Source organism: Dryocola clanedunensis subsp. sulfonylureivorans, assembly GCF_016756775.1.
Classification (GTDB): domain Bacteria; phylum Pseudomonadota; class Gammaproteobacteria; order Enterobacterales; family Enterobacteriaceae; genus Dryocola; species Dryocola clanedunensis.
On sequence record NZ_JAERMU010000006.1, the window covers coordinates 235,969 to 251,723 of the forward strand.

General features: G+C 50.4%; 14 protein-coding genes and 1 tRNA gene. 7 read left to right on the forward strand and 8 right to left on the reverse strand.

What is annotated here, in order from left to right:
* Window positions 1–189 precede the first annotated feature (189 nt).
* The 3 genes from HYQ67_RS08260 (at window position 190) to HYQ67_RS08270 (ending at window position 2,279) form a co-directional block, all read left to right on the forward strand.
* Window positions 190–1,149: a formate/nitrite transporter family protein gene (locus tag HYQ67_RS08260; protein ID WP_202303208.1), complete on the forward strand. Its 960-nt coding sequence runs from the start codon at window positions 190–192 to the stop codon at window positions 1,147–1,149.
* Between the two features lie 81 nt (window positions 1,150–1,230).
* Window positions 1,231–1,305: transfer RNA gene (locus tag HYQ67_RS08265), tRNA-Arg, on the forward strand.
* Window positions 1,306–1,847: 542 nt separating this feature from the next.
* The gene (locus HYQ67_RS08270; RefSeq protein ID WP_202303209.1) at window positions 1,848–2,279 is read left to right on the forward strand and encodes a hypothetical protein; all 432 of its coding nucleotides are present in this window, start codon (window positions 1,848–1,850) and stop codon (window positions 2,277–2,279) included.
* A 47-nt stretch (window positions 2,280–2,326) separates the two neighbouring features.
* On the opposite strand, the gene HYQ67_RS08275 is transcribed toward HYQ67_RS08270, so the two are convergent.
* The 3 genes from HYQ67_RS08275 to hsdR form a co-directional block, all read right to left on the reverse strand.
* The gene (locus HYQ67_RS08275; protein ID WP_202303210.1) at window positions 2,327–4,081 is read right to left on the reverse strand and encodes a restriction endonuclease subunit S; all 1,755 of its coding nucleotides are present in this window, start codon (window positions 4,079–4,081) and stop codon (window positions 2,327–2,329) included.
* Complete coding sequence (locus HYQ67_RS08280; RefSeq protein ID WP_202303211.1) at window positions 4,081–5,550, reverse strand: N-6 DNA methylase; 1,470 nt, start codon at window positions 5,548–5,550, stop codon at window positions 4,081–4,083. The genes HYQ67_RS08275 and HYQ67_RS08280 overlap by 1 nt, the downstream gene beginning before the upstream one ends.
* A 100-nt stretch (window positions 5,551–5,650) precedes the next feature.
* Entirely contained in the window at window positions 5,651–8,086 is a 2,436-nt protein-coding gene (gene hsdR, locus HYQ67_RS08285) for an EcoAI/FtnUII family type I restriction enzme subunit R (RefSeq protein ID WP_202303212.1), read from the reverse strand.
* A 234-nt stretch (window positions 8,087–8,320) separates the two neighbouring features.
* Between hsdR and HYQ67_RS08290 the strand changes: the two genes are divergently transcribed.
* Window positions 8,321–8,860, forward strand: coding sequence for a DUF2058 domain-containing protein (locus HYQ67_RS08290; RefSeq protein WP_202303214.1), 540 nt, complete (start codon window positions 8,321–8,323; stop codon window positions 8,858–8,860).
* A 72-nt stretch (window positions 8,861–8,932) separates the two neighbouring features.
* On the opposite strand, the gene HYQ67_RS08295 is transcribed toward HYQ67_RS08290, so the two are convergent.
* Window positions 8,933–9,400, reverse strand: a complete 468-nt coding sequence (locus tag HYQ67_RS08295; RefSeq protein ID WP_202303216.1) for a cupin domain-containing protein — start codon at window positions 9,398–9,400, stop codon at window positions 8,933–8,935.
* Window positions 9,401–10,357: 957 nt separating this feature from the next.
* On the opposite strand from HYQ67_RS08295, the gene HYQ67_RS08300 reads away from it, so the two are divergent.
* The 3 genes from HYQ67_RS08300 to HYQ67_RS08310 are packed head-to-tail and all read left to right on the forward strand — an operon-like array spanning window position 10,358 to window position 11,248.
* Window positions 10,358–10,777: a YdgH/BhsA/McbA family protein gene (locus HYQ67_RS08300; RefSeq protein ID WP_202303218.1), complete on the forward strand. Its 420-nt coding sequence runs from the start codon at window positions 10,358–10,360 to the stop codon at window positions 10,775–10,777.
* 33 nt (window positions 10,778–10,810) lie between these two features.
* The gene (locus HYQ67_RS08305; RefSeq protein WP_202303220.1) at window positions 10,811–11,089 is read left to right on the forward strand and encodes a DUF1471 domain-containing protein; all 279 of its coding nucleotides are present in this window, start codon (window positions 10,811–10,813) and stop codon (window positions 11,087–11,089) included.
* Between the two features lie 15 nt (window positions 11,090–11,104).
* On the forward strand, window positions 11,105–11,248 hold the full coding sequence (locus tag HYQ67_RS08310) for a hypothetical protein (protein ID WP_202303222.1): 144 nt from the start codon (window positions 11,105–11,107) through the stop codon (window positions 11,246–11,248).
* 290 nt (window positions 11,249–11,538) lie between these two features.
* Here HYQ67_RS08310 and HYQ67_RS08315 read toward each other — a convergent pair whose 3' ends face one another.
* From HYQ67_RS08315 to HYQ67_RS08330, 4 genes are all read right to left on the reverse strand, one after another.
* The gene (locus tag HYQ67_RS08315) at window positions 11,539–12,330 is read right to left on the reverse strand and encodes an MBL fold metallo-hydrolase (RefSeq protein ID WP_202303224.1); all 792 of its coding nucleotides are present in this window, start codon (window positions 12,328–12,330) and stop codon (window positions 11,539–11,541) included.
* Between the two features lie 150 nt (window positions 12,331–12,480).
* The gene (locus HYQ67_RS08320) at window positions 12,481–13,869 is read right to left on the reverse strand and encodes an APC family permease (protein WP_202303226.1); all 1,389 of its coding nucleotides are present in this window, start codon (window positions 13,867–13,869) and stop codon (window positions 12,481–12,483) included.
* The gene (locus HYQ67_RS08325; protein ID WP_202303228.1) at window positions 13,859–14,056 is read right to left on the reverse strand and encodes a hypothetical protein; all 198 of its coding nucleotides are present in this window, start codon (window positions 14,054–14,056) and stop codon (window positions 13,859–13,861) included. The genes HYQ67_RS08320 and HYQ67_RS08325 overlap by 11 nt, the downstream gene beginning before the upstream one ends.
* 174 nt (window positions 14,057–14,230) lie before the next feature.
* On the reverse strand, window positions 14,231–15,649 hold the full coding sequence (locus HYQ67_RS08330; protein WP_202303230.1) for a glutamine synthetase family protein: 1,419 nt from the start codon (window positions 15,647–15,649) through the stop codon (window positions 14,231–14,233).
* Between the last annotated feature and the right edge of the window lie 106 nt (window positions 15,650–15,755).

The window sequence follows — 15,755 nt, forward strand, 5'->3', positions numbered from 1 at the left end:
CAAATTTCAGGGGCATGAATGATACCACATCATCCCCCAGGCTCCAGACTGTGCATACAGGAAGTCGTACTCCAAAAGAAGTAAACGCGGCGACAAGATCAAAAATCGGATGAATTCTGGATATAGCGGGAAGCCGGAAAAAAACCGCTACGCTTAAAAGAACGATAGCCACGCAGAGCACGTACAGAAATGGACAATATAAAAGAAGAGAAAATTGATAAATCCAGCGATGAGCTGGAAGTGGAGAGCGAAGAGAAGTCGAGCGGCAAAACAATTGATGTTGATGAGGATCATCTCCCCTCCAGAGCGATGGCCATCCACGAGCATATTCGCCAGGACGGGGAGAAAGAGCTGGAACGCGATGCCATGGCCCTGCTGTGGTCGGCCATCGCCGCAGGCCTGTCTATGGGAGCGTCACTGCTGGCAAAGGGCGTGTTTCACGTCCATCTCGAAGGCGTGCCGGGCAGCTTCCTGCTGGAGAACCTCGGCTACACCTTCGGGTTTATCATCGTGATAATGGCCCGCCAGCAGCTGTTTACCGAAAACACCGTCACGGCGGTTTTGCCGGTGATGCAAAAACCCACCAGCAGCAACTTTGTGCTGCTGCTACGTCTGTGGGGTATGGTGCTGCTTGGCAACTTAATTGGCACCGGTCTTGCGGCATACGCCTTTGAATACATGCCGATCTTCGATGAAAAAACTCGTGACGCGTTCGTCACCATCGGCATGGAGGTGATGCACAACACGCCGGGCGAGATGTTCGCCAACGCCATTATCTCCGGCTGGATCATTGCCACCATGGTATGGATGTTCCCCTCCGCGGGCGCGGCAAAGATAGTGGTGATCATCATCATGACCTGGCTGGTTGCCCTGGGCGATCTCACCCACATTGTAGTCGGCTCGGTTGAAATCCTTTATCTGGTCTTTAACGGTACTATTCACTGGAGCGACTTCTTCTGGCCGTTTGCATTGCCGACCCTTGCAGGCAACATCTGCGGCGGCACCTTCATCTTCGCGCTGATAAGCCATGCGCAAATCCGTAACGATATGAGCAACAAGAAGAAAGCAGAAGCGAAGGCCAAAGCGAAACGCAAGGCGGAAGTAGAAGACGCAGAAGAGGCCGAGAAAGAGGACAAACGGCAGGCGTGAGGCAAAAACTGGTTACGATTCAGGCAATCAACCCGTTAACCCCTTACCCCGGCCCGAAAAGCGGGTATACTACGCCCGCTTGTCCCCTTAGTTAAATGGATATAACGAGCCCCTCCTAAGGGCTAGTTGCAGGTTCGATTCCTGCAGGGGACACCATTTCCGCTTTCTTTCCCCGAAAAATCTATCAATCCTGTTGTATCACTTCTGGTTCACTAATCATCTATTTCCACTATTCACCGTATTCACTGGGCAATGACAACGGTTTTGTAGGTCGGAAAAGCGAAGCGTCTTCCGACAGTATGAATCAAATGGTGGATGACGCTGCCGCTTATCCCCCCTACGAGTCCAGTCTTAATTTGTTGTTTGCGAGCCCCTTCGCACATCCAAAATGCAACGCTGTAACCGCCATTTTTTTGCTTGTCAGCTGCAAACCGCCGAGCGTATGATTTCTACGCACCAGCAAAATCTGGTGCCGGGCGTAGGAACCCGGTTTCTCTAAGGCAATATCAAGGGCTTAACGTCTTTTTTATTGTCGTGGCACCAACACACCTTTATCCTTATCAACGGTGGCGCTGGTGGGGCAGCCTTCGGGCTGGCCGATATTCCTTAGAGGTCGGTTTCCTACCCTCATCAGCGCCACCACCCGAGTGTAGGAACTCCGGTGATGGTGATTATCTACTCTGTAGGAGATCATTATCATGCTTTCAACTCACAACATTTCTCAGCCGCAACCAAACGACGCCCTGCTTTCCCCGATTACCGCCAGCATGGATCTGTTTCAGCTTCTCGACGTGTGCGAATCCCTTGCCGACGAGCTAATTGAGTGCAAAACAGCAACCGAACAACAGGCGCTTTGCGGGCGCATCGCCCACTGTCTGGAAGTGATGAAAACGACCTTTGACCAGCCGCTGCCCGCGTATCTGGTGGAACGCCTCACCGTCGATAAAGAAGTAAAAATACAGGTTAACCACGACTCAGAAATACAACGCCAGTATTGCCACGCGCTGACGCAAACCTTATTGAGCCGCGCCCATACCCTTGAGGTGAACCGCGCCTTAACCGGCATGCTGTTTGAGTTGATTAATGAACTGGTCGAGGATTTACAGGCACCGCGCTTTCTGCGTGGTTAGGTGAGATTGGTTGGCGGGTAAGCAGTAAGCGTTACCCGCCGAAAAGATTAGTTTAATGCTGAGTCAGTGAGCGCATCCGCCAGGTGGAGCTGGGTTTTCTGGGCGGACTGCATAACTATATTAAGGTTGTCACACAGTGACATCAATTCATTGACTCTCTTTAATATCTTTTCTTGCTGTTTTTGAGGAGCGAAAGGGATAAGAAGGTCATTTATATTTTTTAAATTGAGCCCTGGCTTTGCTCCATAACTTATATCTAAAAGATGTTTGCGACCACCATGTTCACAAATTAGCCAAGTGTGTATATATGTATTTATGGTTTTATAAATTAATCTAATTAATGCAACATGTTGGCTAACATAAGCATCTTCTAAATCTAAATCAATAATTGCCACTTTTGCAACATTACCGCCAGTAATTGTCATTAATAGATCGCCGAATTCAACACGTGTTCGTATTCCTTCCGTATCCAAAGGTAGTTTAACGTAAGCTCGATTATCAAACTCCAAACGATCAAATTTTATATCCTGAGATCTAATAAATATTGATCCTTCATCCGAATAAAATTGGTTCCACCCTCGTGAACCGCTTGTTACGAATTCACATAAACTCCCCAACCTTACCCACTCCCAACCGATGGGCAATTCAAACGGTTTTTCTTCGTCGCTAATTACTTGCAACGGTTTTTGTTTTTTAATTTTACCGTCTTTCACCAGTTGCGCTTTTTCCTGCTCAATACGTTTTAGCAGTTCTGAGGCAGGTTCATCATTCGGGTCTTGTGGCACCAGCTTACCCATTACCGCCAGTTGCAGAATGGTTTGTTTAAGGGCGTCAATGCTAGCTTCGGTGGTAAACAACGTGTCGAAATGCTGGCTGATTCGCGCCCAATTTTCGGCCAACTCTTCTGCGTGTTGGCTGTTGGTAAGCGTTGCCAGCAGCGTTTCCACAAGTTGTGAATGCGCATCCAGACTGGTCAGGGATTGCTGTTCCAGTTGGTCGCAGAGGGACATGAGTTCCTGAATTTTAGAAATAATTCTCTTTTGTTCAGCCAATGAAGGTACAGGGACAAGCATCTGAGAAAGTTGGCCAAGATATATACCTTTTTGTGCTGTACCTTTTCCATTTTCGATAAAATAAAGCTGCGCCGTCATTGATTTAAAATAATCTGATAAATAATTTGAAAATAATCCAGACGTTAAAACAGCAACACTTCTTTGCAGAACAAATTTTGTATTATCGTTAACTACTGCACTACGTCCTAATGAACCAACTATGGTCAACAAAATATCATCCCCATTGATTAATGTTCGTCCATTTTCTTTAATAAAATCATCTTCACAGACATAGCGAGAAGGATTATCGAAATCTATCAATCCATTCTGAATATTCTGACTGCTGAGCATGGGATAACCTGAGCCATTATCTTTTGGCGGATTGTGTGACCCATCTGTTAGTTTTGAACATATGTTGCCTAATTTTTCCCACTCCCACCCGCCCGGCAATTCAAACGGCTTCTCATCCTCGCTAATCTCCGGCAAAGGCTTCTGCTTTTTAATTTTTCCCTGCTTTACCAGCTCCGCTTTTTCAGCAGCAATGCGCTTTAACAGCTCAGAAGCCGGTTCATCATTCGGATCCTGCGGCACCAGCTTGCCGCGCACTGCCAATTCCAGGATCAGCTCACGCAGTTTCTTAATGCCGTAGAGATCGATTTTACCGTTGCTACCGCGCCCGGCGGTTGAGCGGGTTTGCAGGGCGGATGTCCAGGTATCGATATGCTGGGTAATCAGTTTTTCAACGGCCATCAGTTTGCCCCTTTACCTGCCAGTGCGGCACCGAGAATGTCGCGTAGCTGGTTGCGTAGTTTGCTGATTTCCGCCTGCTGAGTCTGGTACTGCGCCAACAGTTCGTCAGGATCGTGGCTGATGGTTTCGCCCTGGTACGGGTTTTTGATATCGAGGTTAAAGTTGCGGGCGATGATGTCGCCAATGCTCACTCTCCACGCCTGGTTGTTTTCTTCACGGCTGGCAAAACCGTCGGCTTCGCTGCCCCACCAGTCGATCTCGGTCTGGAACTCTTCAAACTTCATTGGCTTGGTTTTGCTGTAGTTCTTTACGCCGGCCGGGTACGGATGCTCGTAGAACCAGATCTCTTTGGTCGGCTGGCCTTTGGTAAAGAACAGAATATTGGTTTTGATGCCGGTGTACGGGTTAAACACGCCGTTTGGTAAACGCACAATGGTGTGCAGATTGCACTCTTCGGTCAGCAGCTTTTTGATTTTGGTTTTTACGCCTTCACCAAATAGTGTGCCGTCTGGCAACACCACCGCCGCACGGCCTTTATCGGCCAGCACTTCAATAATCAGTTGCAGGAACAGGTCGGCGGTTTCGCGGGTCTGCATCTCTGCCGGGAAGTTTTTCTCAATGCCGTCTTCTTCGGTGCCGCCAAACGGTGGGTTGGTGACAATCACGTCAAGCTGCTCATCCCAGGAGGAAAGCGGCTTGTTAAGCGTGTTGTCGTGGCGAATTTGTACCGGGACTTCAATGCCGTGCAGCAGCATGTTGGTGGTACACAGCAGGTGCGGGAGCTGTTTTTTCTCAACGCCATGAATCTGCTTTTGCAGGGTTTTATGGTCTTCGGTGGTTTTAACGTAATTATCTTTTACATGGTCGAAGGAACACGCCAGGAAACCGCCAGTACCACAGGCCGGGTCCATAATCGACTCGCCCAGTTTCGGGTCGATGCGGTTGACCATAAAGCGCGTGACCGCACGCGGAGTATAGAATTCACCCGCATTGCCCGCATTTTGCAGGTCGCGCAGGATCTGTTCGTAAATGTCGCCGAACAGGTGGCGTTCACTGCTGCTGCTAAAGTCGATTTCATTGAGTTTGTTGATCACCTGGCGCAGCAGCGTGCCGTTTTTCATATAGTTATAGGCATCGCTAAACGCTTGTTTCACCACAAAACCGCGTGGGTTTTTGTCGATTGGCGCAATCATGCTTTTCAGCGTCGGGAACAGGTCGTCATTCACAAACTCCAGCAGCTCATCACCGGTAATCCCTTCGCTGTTCGCCGCCCAGGTGCGCCATAGGTAACGTTTAGGGATCGGCAACTGGTAATCATCCTGCTCCAGTTCCAGTTCTTCTTCCTGGGTGTCAAAAATTTTCAGGAACAGCAGCCATGAAAGCTGGCCTAAACGTTGGGCATCGCCGTCTACGCCTGCGTCTTTGCGCATGATGTCCTGCAGGGATTTTATGACTGAGCTAATCGACATGTTTTCTTTCCGTTGTAAATAAAAAATCCCCTCACCCTGACCCTCTCCCCAAAGGGGCGAGGGAAAACTTCAAGGCCGGGAGAGAGTGAATGTTGGGTTATCAGGCGGAGCGTGGTGGCAACTGGTAGATTTCGTTTTCCAGTTCGTTCACTGCTTCTTCGTAAGCCTGCTTGTTACCGAAGCTACTTTTGATAATTTCCAGTGGGCGGCCAAGCGTGTCGAACGGTTTTAGCTTCAACACCTGAATATCCTCGATTTCCTGCACGCCTTCGTCAGCGTATTTATCCAGAAGCGTGTTTAACACGTTCTGCGCAGGCTCGGAATATTTGGTGAAATAGTTACGTTTACGCACGTTGTTGGCACGTTCCTGGCGCGTTAGCGGCGGCTGGCCGTAAACCACGTGGCAAAGCAAATCGAACGGGTCGAGATCTTTACCCACCTCTTCGGCCAGCACGTCCCAAAGCACGCCCAACTGTTGCAGCTCCTCAATGATAACCTGCTTGCGGGCGGCAGAGTGCCATTTACGGGTGAAGTCATCAAGCGATGCGTAGTCTTTATCTTTCAGCAGGGTTTTGCGGGTGTAATCCTGAAAGGATTCCGTGACCAGTTTGCCGTCCGCATCGTAATACTGCACCCGTTTCGCCAGCACTTTGACCGCAACGCCGTTAACGTGGAATTTGCGGATTTTGTTATCTTCGTCTTCTTCAAAAGCACCGGATCCATAGCCTGACGTCGCATCGTAACTTGCGGGAGTCTCGTCTGCCCCTGCAAACACATCAGGCAATTCATTCTCTGGCGTTTCGTCTTCCAGCCGCTCGTCAAAATCCGAGTCCGGGTCGGTAATCTCTTCTGGCGTGGTGCTAATCACTTTTTCTGGTACACCGTCAAAACGTTCATCGGCAAACAATTCGGTGGCTTTTTTGAAGTCGAGAATGGTGAACCACAGCTTGCCGTGTTTTTCGTTGATACGCGTGCCGCGCCCGATGATTTGCTTAAATTTGGTCATCGACTGGATGTTTTGATCCAGCACCACCAGCTTGCAGGTTTGGGCATCCACACCCGTGCTCATCAGTTCAGACGTGGTGGCAATCACCGGGTAAGGCTTTTTAGGGTTGATGAAGTTATCCAGCTGCCCTTTGCCAATTTCGTCATCACCGGTGATTTTCATCACATACTTTTCGTTTTTCTTTACCTGCTCCGGGTTCAGGTTGACCAGCGCCCGGCGCATTCTTTCGGCATGGTCGATGTCGTTACAAAAGACGATGGTTTTATCCATCGGGTTGGTGCGTTTTAAATAGTCGGTGATGGTTTGCGCCACCAGCAGGGTGCGTTCATCAATGACCATTGTGCGGTCGAAATCTTTCTGGTTATAAATACGGTCTTCAATCAATTCGCCGTGCTTATCCACCTGCCCTCTGGTTGGACGCCAGCCCTGTAAGTCCACGTCGATATCTACACGCACCACTTTGTACGGAGCAAGGAAGCCGTCTTCAATACCTTCTTTCAGCGAATAGGTATAGACCGGTTCGCCAAAGTAGTCAGTGCTGGAGACTTCCTCGGTTTCTTTCGGTGTGGCGGTGAGCCCAATCTGCGTGGCACTGCTGAAGTATTCGAGGATTTCACGCCAGGCGCTGTCTTCCGACGCGCTGCCACGGTGGCATTCGTCGATAACAATCAGGTCGAAGAAGTCTGGCGCGACTTGTTTAAACGCTTTCTGATGTTCCTCTGGCCCGGTGATGGCCTGATACAGCGCCAGCTGGATTTCATAAGCCGGGTCGATGGTACGCCCGGTGATTTTTGTCATCGCACTGCCGAAAGGTTGGAAATCGTTAGTTTTGGTCTGATCAACCAGAATATTGCGGTCCGCGAGGAACAGAATGCGTTTCTTGTTTTTTGCTTTCCATAAACACCAGATAATCTGGAAAGCGGTGTAGGTTTTCCCGGTTCCTGTCGCCATGACCAGCAATACGCGTTTTTGCCCGGCAGATACGGCTTCTATGGTTTTATTTATTGCCTGTAACTGATAGTAACGGGGGGATTTTCCAGAGTTGTCATCGTAGTAATCCTGGCTGATGACGGGCATTTGTTCGGTAGTAAAACCTTTCCAGGCACAGTATTTATCCCAAAGCTGCTCAGGGCATGGGAAATCTTCCAGCTTGATTTCAGATTCAAGCTGCACAGGGTTGGTTTTATCGTGAAAGATAAAGCCGTCGCCGTTAGAGGCAAAAACAAAAGGCACATCAAGCAAGCGCGCGTAATCCAGCCCTTGCTGCATCCCTTTGCCAATCTCATGCTTATTGGCTTTTGCTTCTATAACCGCAAGCGGTAACCCCGGTTTGTGGTAGAGCACAATATCGGCTGATTTCACCGTCAGGCGTGCCGCCAGTTTGCCGCGTACCACTACTTTGCCATCACGGAGTTTTACCTCCTGACGTATCTGCGTCATCACGTTCCAACCCGCGTCTTTGATCGCAGGTAGGATGAACTTGGTGATGATATCCGTTTCAGTCAGATGCGTTTTGTTTACGCCAGCCATAGCAGAGCTCTCAACGATATTGGGTTAGGTCTGATTTTACACAGGTTAGTGCATCAAGTAATGACCTGAAACGATGTTCTGAGCCAATGCAGGGAAAACCATCACCCGTTAGCAAGGCTTCTGTTTTGATCAACTCAGGTACTCAGCTATACGCGTTGAGATGTCGTTACCTGGCACAGTCCCGGTGATTAAAGGTATAATCCCCCGTATTACTTAACTGGTTCAGAAACGATCATGACAAAACTCACCCTACAAGAGCAGATGCTGAAAGCTGGCTTAGTCAGCAGTAAAAAAATGGCCAAAGTGCAAAAAACGGCTAAGAAATCACGGGTTCAGGCGCGCGAAGCCAGAGAGGCCGTGGAAGAGAACAAAAAAGCACAGCTTGAGCGTGATAAAGAGTTAAGCGAGCAGCAAAAGCAGGCCGCGTTAGCCAAAGAATTTAAAGCTCAGGTGAAGCAGCTTATTGAAATGAACAGAATCGTTATTGCCAGAGGCGATATCGGCTATAACTTCACGGACAACAACTTAATTAAAAAAGTCTACGTGGATAAAGCAACGCAGGCCCAGCTGATTAGCGGCCGTCTCGCCATCGCCCGTCTTTCTACGGATAAAAACGGTGACAGCGAATACGCGATTATTCCCGCAAGCGTGGCCGATAAAATTGCCCAGCGCGATGCGAGCAGCATCGTATTAAACAGCGCCCTCAGTACCGAAGAGCAGGACGAAGAAGATCCGTACGCTGACTTTAAAGTGCCGGATGATTTGATGTGGTAACAGGCGTTTAAGACATCCAGGGCGATGAATTTAAATTCATTGCCCTTTTTCGTTAACGAGAGATCGGGATCTTTACTTATTACCACCCGATACCGGGAAAGTATCCTTAAGGAAAATGTCAGTCGCATACATCACAGCAGGCGCACCGCTTTCATTCACAGCCCAATGTGAGTCACCACGACCGGAACGATAGACCTCCCCAGGCTTCATTTTCACCCCGACAGTACAATTTTTAGCGTAGATGGTTACCGACCCGGAAAGCATGGTTGCTATTTCAGGACGCTCATCATGGGAATGCAGCTGGGCAACAGAATCTTTGCCAAAATAGATTGTTCGTGAACGCAAATGCCACCCTTTGGCCGCAACCGCTTCATCGTCTAACAGTATTTGACCATTGTTGACCACCTGGATTGGTCCTTTTGTTTCTGTAATGGGTTTAAAAGGCGTTGGGCCCTCTTTTCCTGCCGGGCATTCCCCAGCCACGGCTGCAGTGCACGAAAGAGCAAATACCAGAGCCGTGCAAGTAGAAATAAATTTCATGATCAAATCCTCCCTTAATATATGAGCTTAATAAGCTATATCTATGCGACTATGTTTATCAAACTGTTTGTTTGAGAAGGACTCACAGGCAAGGTATTTCGTTTCCTGTGATAAAGAATTTGGCATGGTTGGCGCTTAATATTTCAGAAATAAATCACCCATCCAAACACACTATGTCGTATGTCTTCAGCCATTGCACTACTAAATAAGAGCTTAAACATTCATCCTTAAGAAATCCCCAGCCACTGCTTCACAGCGTAATTTCATTCTTCCGTAAACTAACTTCAGTTTATTTAAATTGAAATATGAACATCCCCTGCTATGAAACAATTCTTAAACCGCTGGAAATTCTTACAGGTATTATCCATCCGAATAGCCGGTGGCTTAGGATAGATACCGAATAGAAGTATGCAAAAAAAAGAAATTTCGTTATGGATTAAATATCTTTTACCAGTGAGGCAGAATTCATACCATTACAAGTACGGCAGGCCACTCAGGCTGATTTAATGTTGCTCCATGAGCTGGGTTACAGTATCTATCGTGCTCACTTTAAGCAGATGTGGGTGTCGGAATCTGAAATGAACGATTTTTTGGAGTCTTGTGATTACCCTACTGGCGGCTTGTCTTCATTGAAAGCGGGTATTTTTGTTCACGGTAAAAGCTACAATGCGGGATGCTGAACCGCCTCCACCCCACGTTAAGTACTTATAATGGAACCTGGTTTCTAAACTCATTCAGTCATATTCCTACCTTAATTAAATATCCCTCAGGCCAGTGTTCATGGCCTTCACAGCCTATTATTGCATGGTAAACCTTCAACCATAAAATGTGACATACATCACACTTTATAATACTGGATAATATTTGCCCTTGCCAATCTATCTACTGGTAGGTAGATTGTATTTCAACAGCACGACAACACAACAAACCAGTCAAACAAACAACGAGGGTAACAAGATGAAAAAATTAATGATTGCAGCATTCCTGACTTTCCCGGTCATCGCTTTCGCCGCTCAGCCAGAGCAGGGTTATGTTCTGGAAACCCAGGGCAGCGCGCTGCATTTCAGTCAGGACACCGCCGGCACTGTATTTGTGACAGGTACACTGGTTAACAACCTTGATTACAACGGACAGGCAAGCCTGACGGAGAGTAAAGACATCGCAGCCGTGCTGGTTCCGTCTATGGCTAATGAGCTGACGCGTAAACAGGCTGCCGATGCCGAGAAAATCGGGGTGATATCAGCAGATGGTTCCACTCCGGATGATGTGAGTGATGCTCTGATGGTGAAAGCCGCGCAGCAGGGTGCGTCAGGCTATCGCATTACCAGTGTCACTTCTAATTCCCCGTTTTATGGCACTGCCACCCTGTACCGTTAAGCAGGTTTTTGAATTCAGACAAGGAGCACCATCATGAAAAATTTAATACGCGACATTATGGCCATATTCACCCCTGGGCATCACGGCCCGGTGATCCTGCAAGATGGTTTGACTGAGGAAGAAAAGTCGGCGCTCGTTCCGGTCAGAACATTATCGATTGACTGGGTTGCATCCGCCGATGAGCTGGAGCGTGAAGCTATTCGTGAAACGCTCGATGCAGGAGCTGCGGGGTATCAGCTGTCAAACCTCGAGCAGACCCAGTTTATACATGCCCGGGCTACGCTCTATTCAAAGCCGAATGAACGTCATTAGCGGAAGGAAGGAAGAATGAAAACAATAATGAAAATGCGTGCGCTAATGCGCAAAGCCCGAAAGTTACTGGCCGGGTCATCAGGGAAAAAACCTGTGCGTCAGATTGCAGAACGCCCTCCACAGGCCGTGCGTCGTTCCTCAATCCGTCACTCAGCCTGAAGGCGTTTCTTATGGCACTGTTGCAAGCAGGAAGATAGCCAGGTCCCGGAGCTGTTTGCAACAGTGTTATCTGAGCCCTGCCCCCCCTGTTATATCGCCATTTTTTACCCTCGCAGCAGCGCCCGGTAGCCTCATGCTCCGGGCGTTTCTGCGTCTTAACGGACTTCTCCCTCGGCATACTCATGGCCACTAATTATGCCGAAACCCAAGGCCGGCCGGGCCTGCGAAGCTGAAAAACCAGAGGTGGCAGCCACTTACACCGTGAATGGGTTCACCGGGCATTACGGCACTCACCTGAGACAGCGAATATAAGTCTCTCCGGAACGCCGCACGATCTCGTCCGCCCTCCCCGTTATATCCTTGCCTTCGAACGCGCCGTAGAGCTTCATAAATTTCACGCCGCTCAGCCGCTGTGTCATGTCACTGACCGTCGCCGCTGACAATGGCAGCATATTAGGGTAGCTCCACATGAACGACACGCCGTCCGCCCCCGGAGTGACCTGAAGAATATCCCCGGAAAGCAAAATCCCCTCACCTTGCTCCCAGTGAAGAACGCTGCCGCCGGCGAAGTGCCCACCAAGACGTATCAGGGTGACATCACCGGTCAGTTTAAGACTGTCCCCTTCCCAAAGCGTAATATGCGGGCTGTCGCGCATGATCCACTCGCGGTCACTGGCATGGAGGTAAATCGGGGCGTCAAACTCTTCGGCCCAGTCCTGCATCGTGGTGTAGTAATGAGGATGTGATATCGCGATAGCGTTTAGGCCGCCAAGTGAAGAAATCAGCGTTTTCGTGGCGTCGTCGAGAGTGGCGATACAGTCCCACATGATGTTGCCTTCCGGCGTTCGCAGGATAAAAGCACGCTGATTAATCGCAAAAGATGGCACGGCCAGGAGGCTAAACAGGTTTTTCTCGTGCTGTTTCCACTTATTCGTATGCGTAGCCAAAAGGGCATCAGGCTCGACCCATTGCTGCCCCGCGACGGGCACATACTGCCGCTCATCTTCACAGATTTTGCAATGCTCTGGATGGGAACCTGCGGTTTCGTAAGATGTTCCGCAGGTTTTGCATAATGTGATCATTGAGTCGTTCTCTCCGTTCCGGTTAGCTAAAGTCAGCCTGGCACACCGTGACAAGTCGATGTATCAGATAATGCTGCCAGCCAAAATACGGAGAAAAGATTCAAAACGGGCCGCCCAAAGGCAGCCCGCTTGTACATAAATGCCGTCAACTTACTCCCAGGCTCGCTCAGCCTTGGCGGCATCGAACTGCGGAGGGGGCTTGCGGAACAGACCTGTCAGATAAGCCAGATAGCACAGGCCCACCGCGGCCCAGACCAGGCCCAGCGTTAACGATGTTGATTCAAGGTTAATCCACAGCACTGCCACCGTTATTGCGCCGGTGAGCGGCAGGATCAGATAGTGGAATTTATCCTTCCAGGTTTTGTTGCGCCCTTCACGGCGCCAGAAGTGGTTGATAACCGAGATGTTCACGAAGGTAAATGCCACCAGCGCGCCGAAGTTAATCAGTGCGGTTGCGGTCACCAGATCGAAGAACAGCGCGGAAAGCGCCACCACGCCAACCATCAGCACGTTGAGGGCCGGCGTGCGCCATTTCGGGTGAACGTAGCCGAAATATTTTTCCGGGAAGACGTTATCGCGTCCCATGACATACAACAGCCGTGAAACGCTGGCGTGAGAGGCAAGGCCTGAAGCCAGCGTATTCACAAACGTCGTACACAGGAAGATTGACTGGAACAGCTTACCGCCGACATACAGGGCGATCTCCGGCAGCGCCGCGTCCGGGTTCTTGAAGCGGCTGATGTCAGGGAAAAATAGCTGCATAAAGAACGACGCCGCGATAAATATAATCCCGCCGTAGACCGCGGTCAGGAAGATAGCCTTAGGGATGGTGCGCGCCGCGTCCGGGGTCTCTTCTGACAGCGTCGTGACCGCATCGAACCCAAGGAACGAGAAGCAGACTATTGTTGCCCCCGTGATAATCGGGACGAGATGCGCATTCTGGCTGACAAAAGGCTGTAGCGACCAGACGGTGCCTACGCCCTCTCCTCTATGCAGTCCCTGCACGACGAGGAAAATAAATACCACCATGATGCAAATTTGCACCAGCACGAACAGCGTGTTGAAGTTCGCCACCAGGTTAACGCTTTTCAGGTTGGCCGCGGTGAGGATCGCCACGAAGCCCACCACCCATACCCATGGCGGCACTTCCGGGAACAGGGCCGACAGATAGATTTTCGCCAGCAGGACGTTAATCATCGGCAGGAACAGATAATCGAGCAGCGATGACCAGCCCACCATAAAACCAACGTGGGGGCTAATAGCTTTCTGAGCGTAAGTATAGGCAGAACCGGCCTGCGGAAACTGCCGCACCAGCTTGCCGTAGCTGATGGCGGTAAACAGCACGCCCGCCAGCGCAAGCAGGTAGGACGCCGGGACGTGGCCGTCGCTGATGCCGGACACAATCCCGAAGGTATCAAACACCGTCATTGGCGTGAGATAGGCCAGCCCCATCATCACCACCTGCCAGAGTTTTAAAGATTTGCGCAGCTGCGGTTTTCCCGCCTGCGTTGGGTTTTCCACAGAGGAGTTAGTCGCCATCGCAAAGTCCCCCCATGCACGTGGAGGTTTGCAATGATATCGTCGTTTTAGCAAACCTGCTCAGGCTGGGGGTAAAGCGTGGATCCAGAAGGATAAAAATCGGGCTGCGTTCGACAACAGGTCCGTCGTAGTCAATACGGCTGCGGCATTCGCCCTCGCCGTGCGGGTATTTGAACATCTGCATCATTTCCATCCTCGTCATACAATTTGTCGTTTAACTGAAGACCCGTCGCCGCGTGCTGTCCGTTTTGCGATTCAGGGAAATGGCAGGTTAATCCTGCAAAGTTCGCGGTCCGGCTCCGCTCAGACCTTATGATGCTGCTTATTATTTTCAGCCGGGCGGCCCCCGGCAGGGCTTTACTCAGGCGTTTTTCAACATCCACTCAATTTCGGTTTCTGTGATCATCCGCTCAAACTGGATCAGCTCATCGTTCTTACAGGCGTGGAAAACGTGCACAAAACGCTCCCCTAACAGCTCGCGTAAATGGTCGTTCTGGGTGAATTCCCACAGCGCATCGCTCTGACGAATAGGGAACGGCAGACCTTCCTGCTCCAGTCCGTTACCTTCAACCTCTTCCTGTAACGGCAGCTCGTTATCCAGGCCGTGCAGAATGCCCGCCAGAATGGTTGCCATAACCAGATACGGGTTGGCATCAGCACCCGCCACGCGGTACTCGACTCGATGATTATCACGATCCCCACAAGGGATGCGCAGCGCGACGGTACGGTTGTTATGCCCCCATGAAGCCTGCGTTGGCACATACATACCCGGCTGGAAACGACGGTAGGAGTTAACGTTCGGTGCCAGCATCGCAATCGATGCAGGCATCAAGTCAACCATGCCTGCAAGCGCACGCTTGAGAAGCGCGGAGTCTTCCCCATCGGCGTCCGCCAGCACGTTCTCACCTTTGCCATTCAGGATGCTGATATGAATGTGCATCCCGCTACCCGCATGCTCTTCATACGGCTTAGCCATAAAGGTGGCGTGCATCTTATGTTTTTCTGCCACTGAACGCACCAGGCGTTTGAGGGCCAGCGCATCGTCGCAGGCATCCAGCACATTATCAGTGTGGTGCAGGTTGATCTCGAACTGCCCCGGCGAAGCTTCGGCGACCGCGCCGTCTGCGGGAATGAGCTGCAGGCGACCCAGCTCGTCGATATCGCTGAGCACATCGGCGAAGTGGTTAAGGTTATCGACGGAGTAGACCTGGCTTTGCGTGTTGCGGTCTTCGGTTCCCGGCGCACACGGAGGCTGCAGGTCACCTTCGGCATCGCGCTGACGATCCAGTAAATAGAACTCCAGCTCTACCGCTACCACAGGGTGCAGACCGCGCTGGCGCAGCTGCTGCCAGAGTCGATTAAGCACGTTCCGCGGCTCAACGTCAAAGGGAGCGCCATCTTCGTCCAGCATGGTCAGCATCATCTGGCCGATGAATTCCGGGTCTGCTGCCGAGGGGGTTAATGTGCCAAGAATAGGTACACAATTGCGATCCGGCTCACCTAACTCCTGGCCCAGCCCCGCTTCTTCCACCACGTTGCCCAGAATATCCATTGCAAAGACGGAGGCCGGGAAGTAACACCCCTTCTCTATCTTACGCAGGCTGGCAACCGGGATACGTTTGCCCCTGAAGCCACCGTTCAGGTCGGTAATAAGAACATCGACATACTGGGTGTTGGGATAGGTCTCGAGGTAGGTCTTTACTTCGCGTGCGAACGCGCTACTTCGTCTTTCCTCGGTTTGCTGAACGAAATTCTCAACTTCTACGATATTGGTATCCATGATTCACCACCGTTGCTTTGGATGCGGCTCGCTTGCTTGCCGTTAAATATAATGTCCACTCTTCGACAATGGTGCCAATTTAAATGTTTGTCAAATGTTAAGTGGA

Excerpts from the sequence above, each read along its gene's own strand:
- HYQ67_RS08260 (WP_202303208.1), top strand. The coding sequence starts at position 190 with ATGGACAATATAAAAGAAGAGAAAATTGATAAATCCAGCGATGAGCTG.
- HYQ67_RS08270 (WP_202303209.1), top strand. The coding sequence starts at position 1,848 with ATGCTTTCAACTCACAACATTTCTCAGCCGCAACCAAACGACGCCCTG.
- HYQ67_RS08275 (WP_202303210.1), bottom strand. The coding sequence starts at position 4,081 with ATGGCCGTTGAAAAACTGATTACCCAGCATATCGATACCTGGACATCC.
- HYQ67_RS08280 (WP_202303211.1), bottom strand. The coding sequence starts at position 5,550 with ATGTCGATTAGCTCAGTCATAAAATCCCTGCAGGACATCATGCGCAAA.
- hsdR (WP_202303212.1), bottom strand. The coding sequence starts at position 8,086 with ATGGCTGGCGTAAACAAAACGCATCTGACTGAAACGGATATCATCACC.
- HYQ67_RS08290 (WP_202303214.1), top strand. The coding sequence starts at position 8,321 with ATGACAAAACTCACCCTACAAGAGCAGATGCTGAAAGCTGGCTTAGTC.
- HYQ67_RS08295 (WP_202303216.1), bottom strand. The coding sequence starts at position 9,400 with ATGAAATTTATTTCTACTTGCACGGCTCTGGTATTTGCTCTTTCGTGC.
- HYQ67_RS08300 (WP_202303218.1), top strand. The coding sequence starts at position 10,358 with ATGAAAAAATTAATGATTGCAGCATTCCTGACTTTCCCGGTCATCGCT.
- HYQ67_RS08305 (WP_202303220.1), top strand. The coding sequence starts at position 10,811 with ATGAAAAATTTAATACGCGACATTATGGCCATATTCACCCCTGGGCAT.
- HYQ67_RS08310 (WP_202303222.1), top strand. The coding sequence starts at position 11,105 with ATGAAAACAATAATGAAAATGCGTGCGCTAATGCGCAAAGCCCGAAAG.
- HYQ67_RS08315 (WP_202303224.1), bottom strand. The coding sequence starts at position 12,330 with ATGATCACATTATGCAAAACCTGCGGAACATCTTACGAAACCGCAGGT.
- HYQ67_RS08320 (WP_202303226.1), bottom strand. The coding sequence starts at position 13,869 with ATGGCGACTAACTCCTCTGTGGAAAACCCAACGCAGGCGGGAAAACCG.
- HYQ67_RS08325 (WP_202303228.1), bottom strand. The coding sequence starts at position 14,056 with ATGATGCAGATGTTCAAATACCCGCACGGCGAGGGCGAATGCCGCAGC.
- HYQ67_RS08330 (WP_202303230.1), bottom strand. The coding sequence starts at position 15,649 with ATGGATACCAATATCGTAGAAGTTGAGAATTTCGTTCAGCAAACCGAG.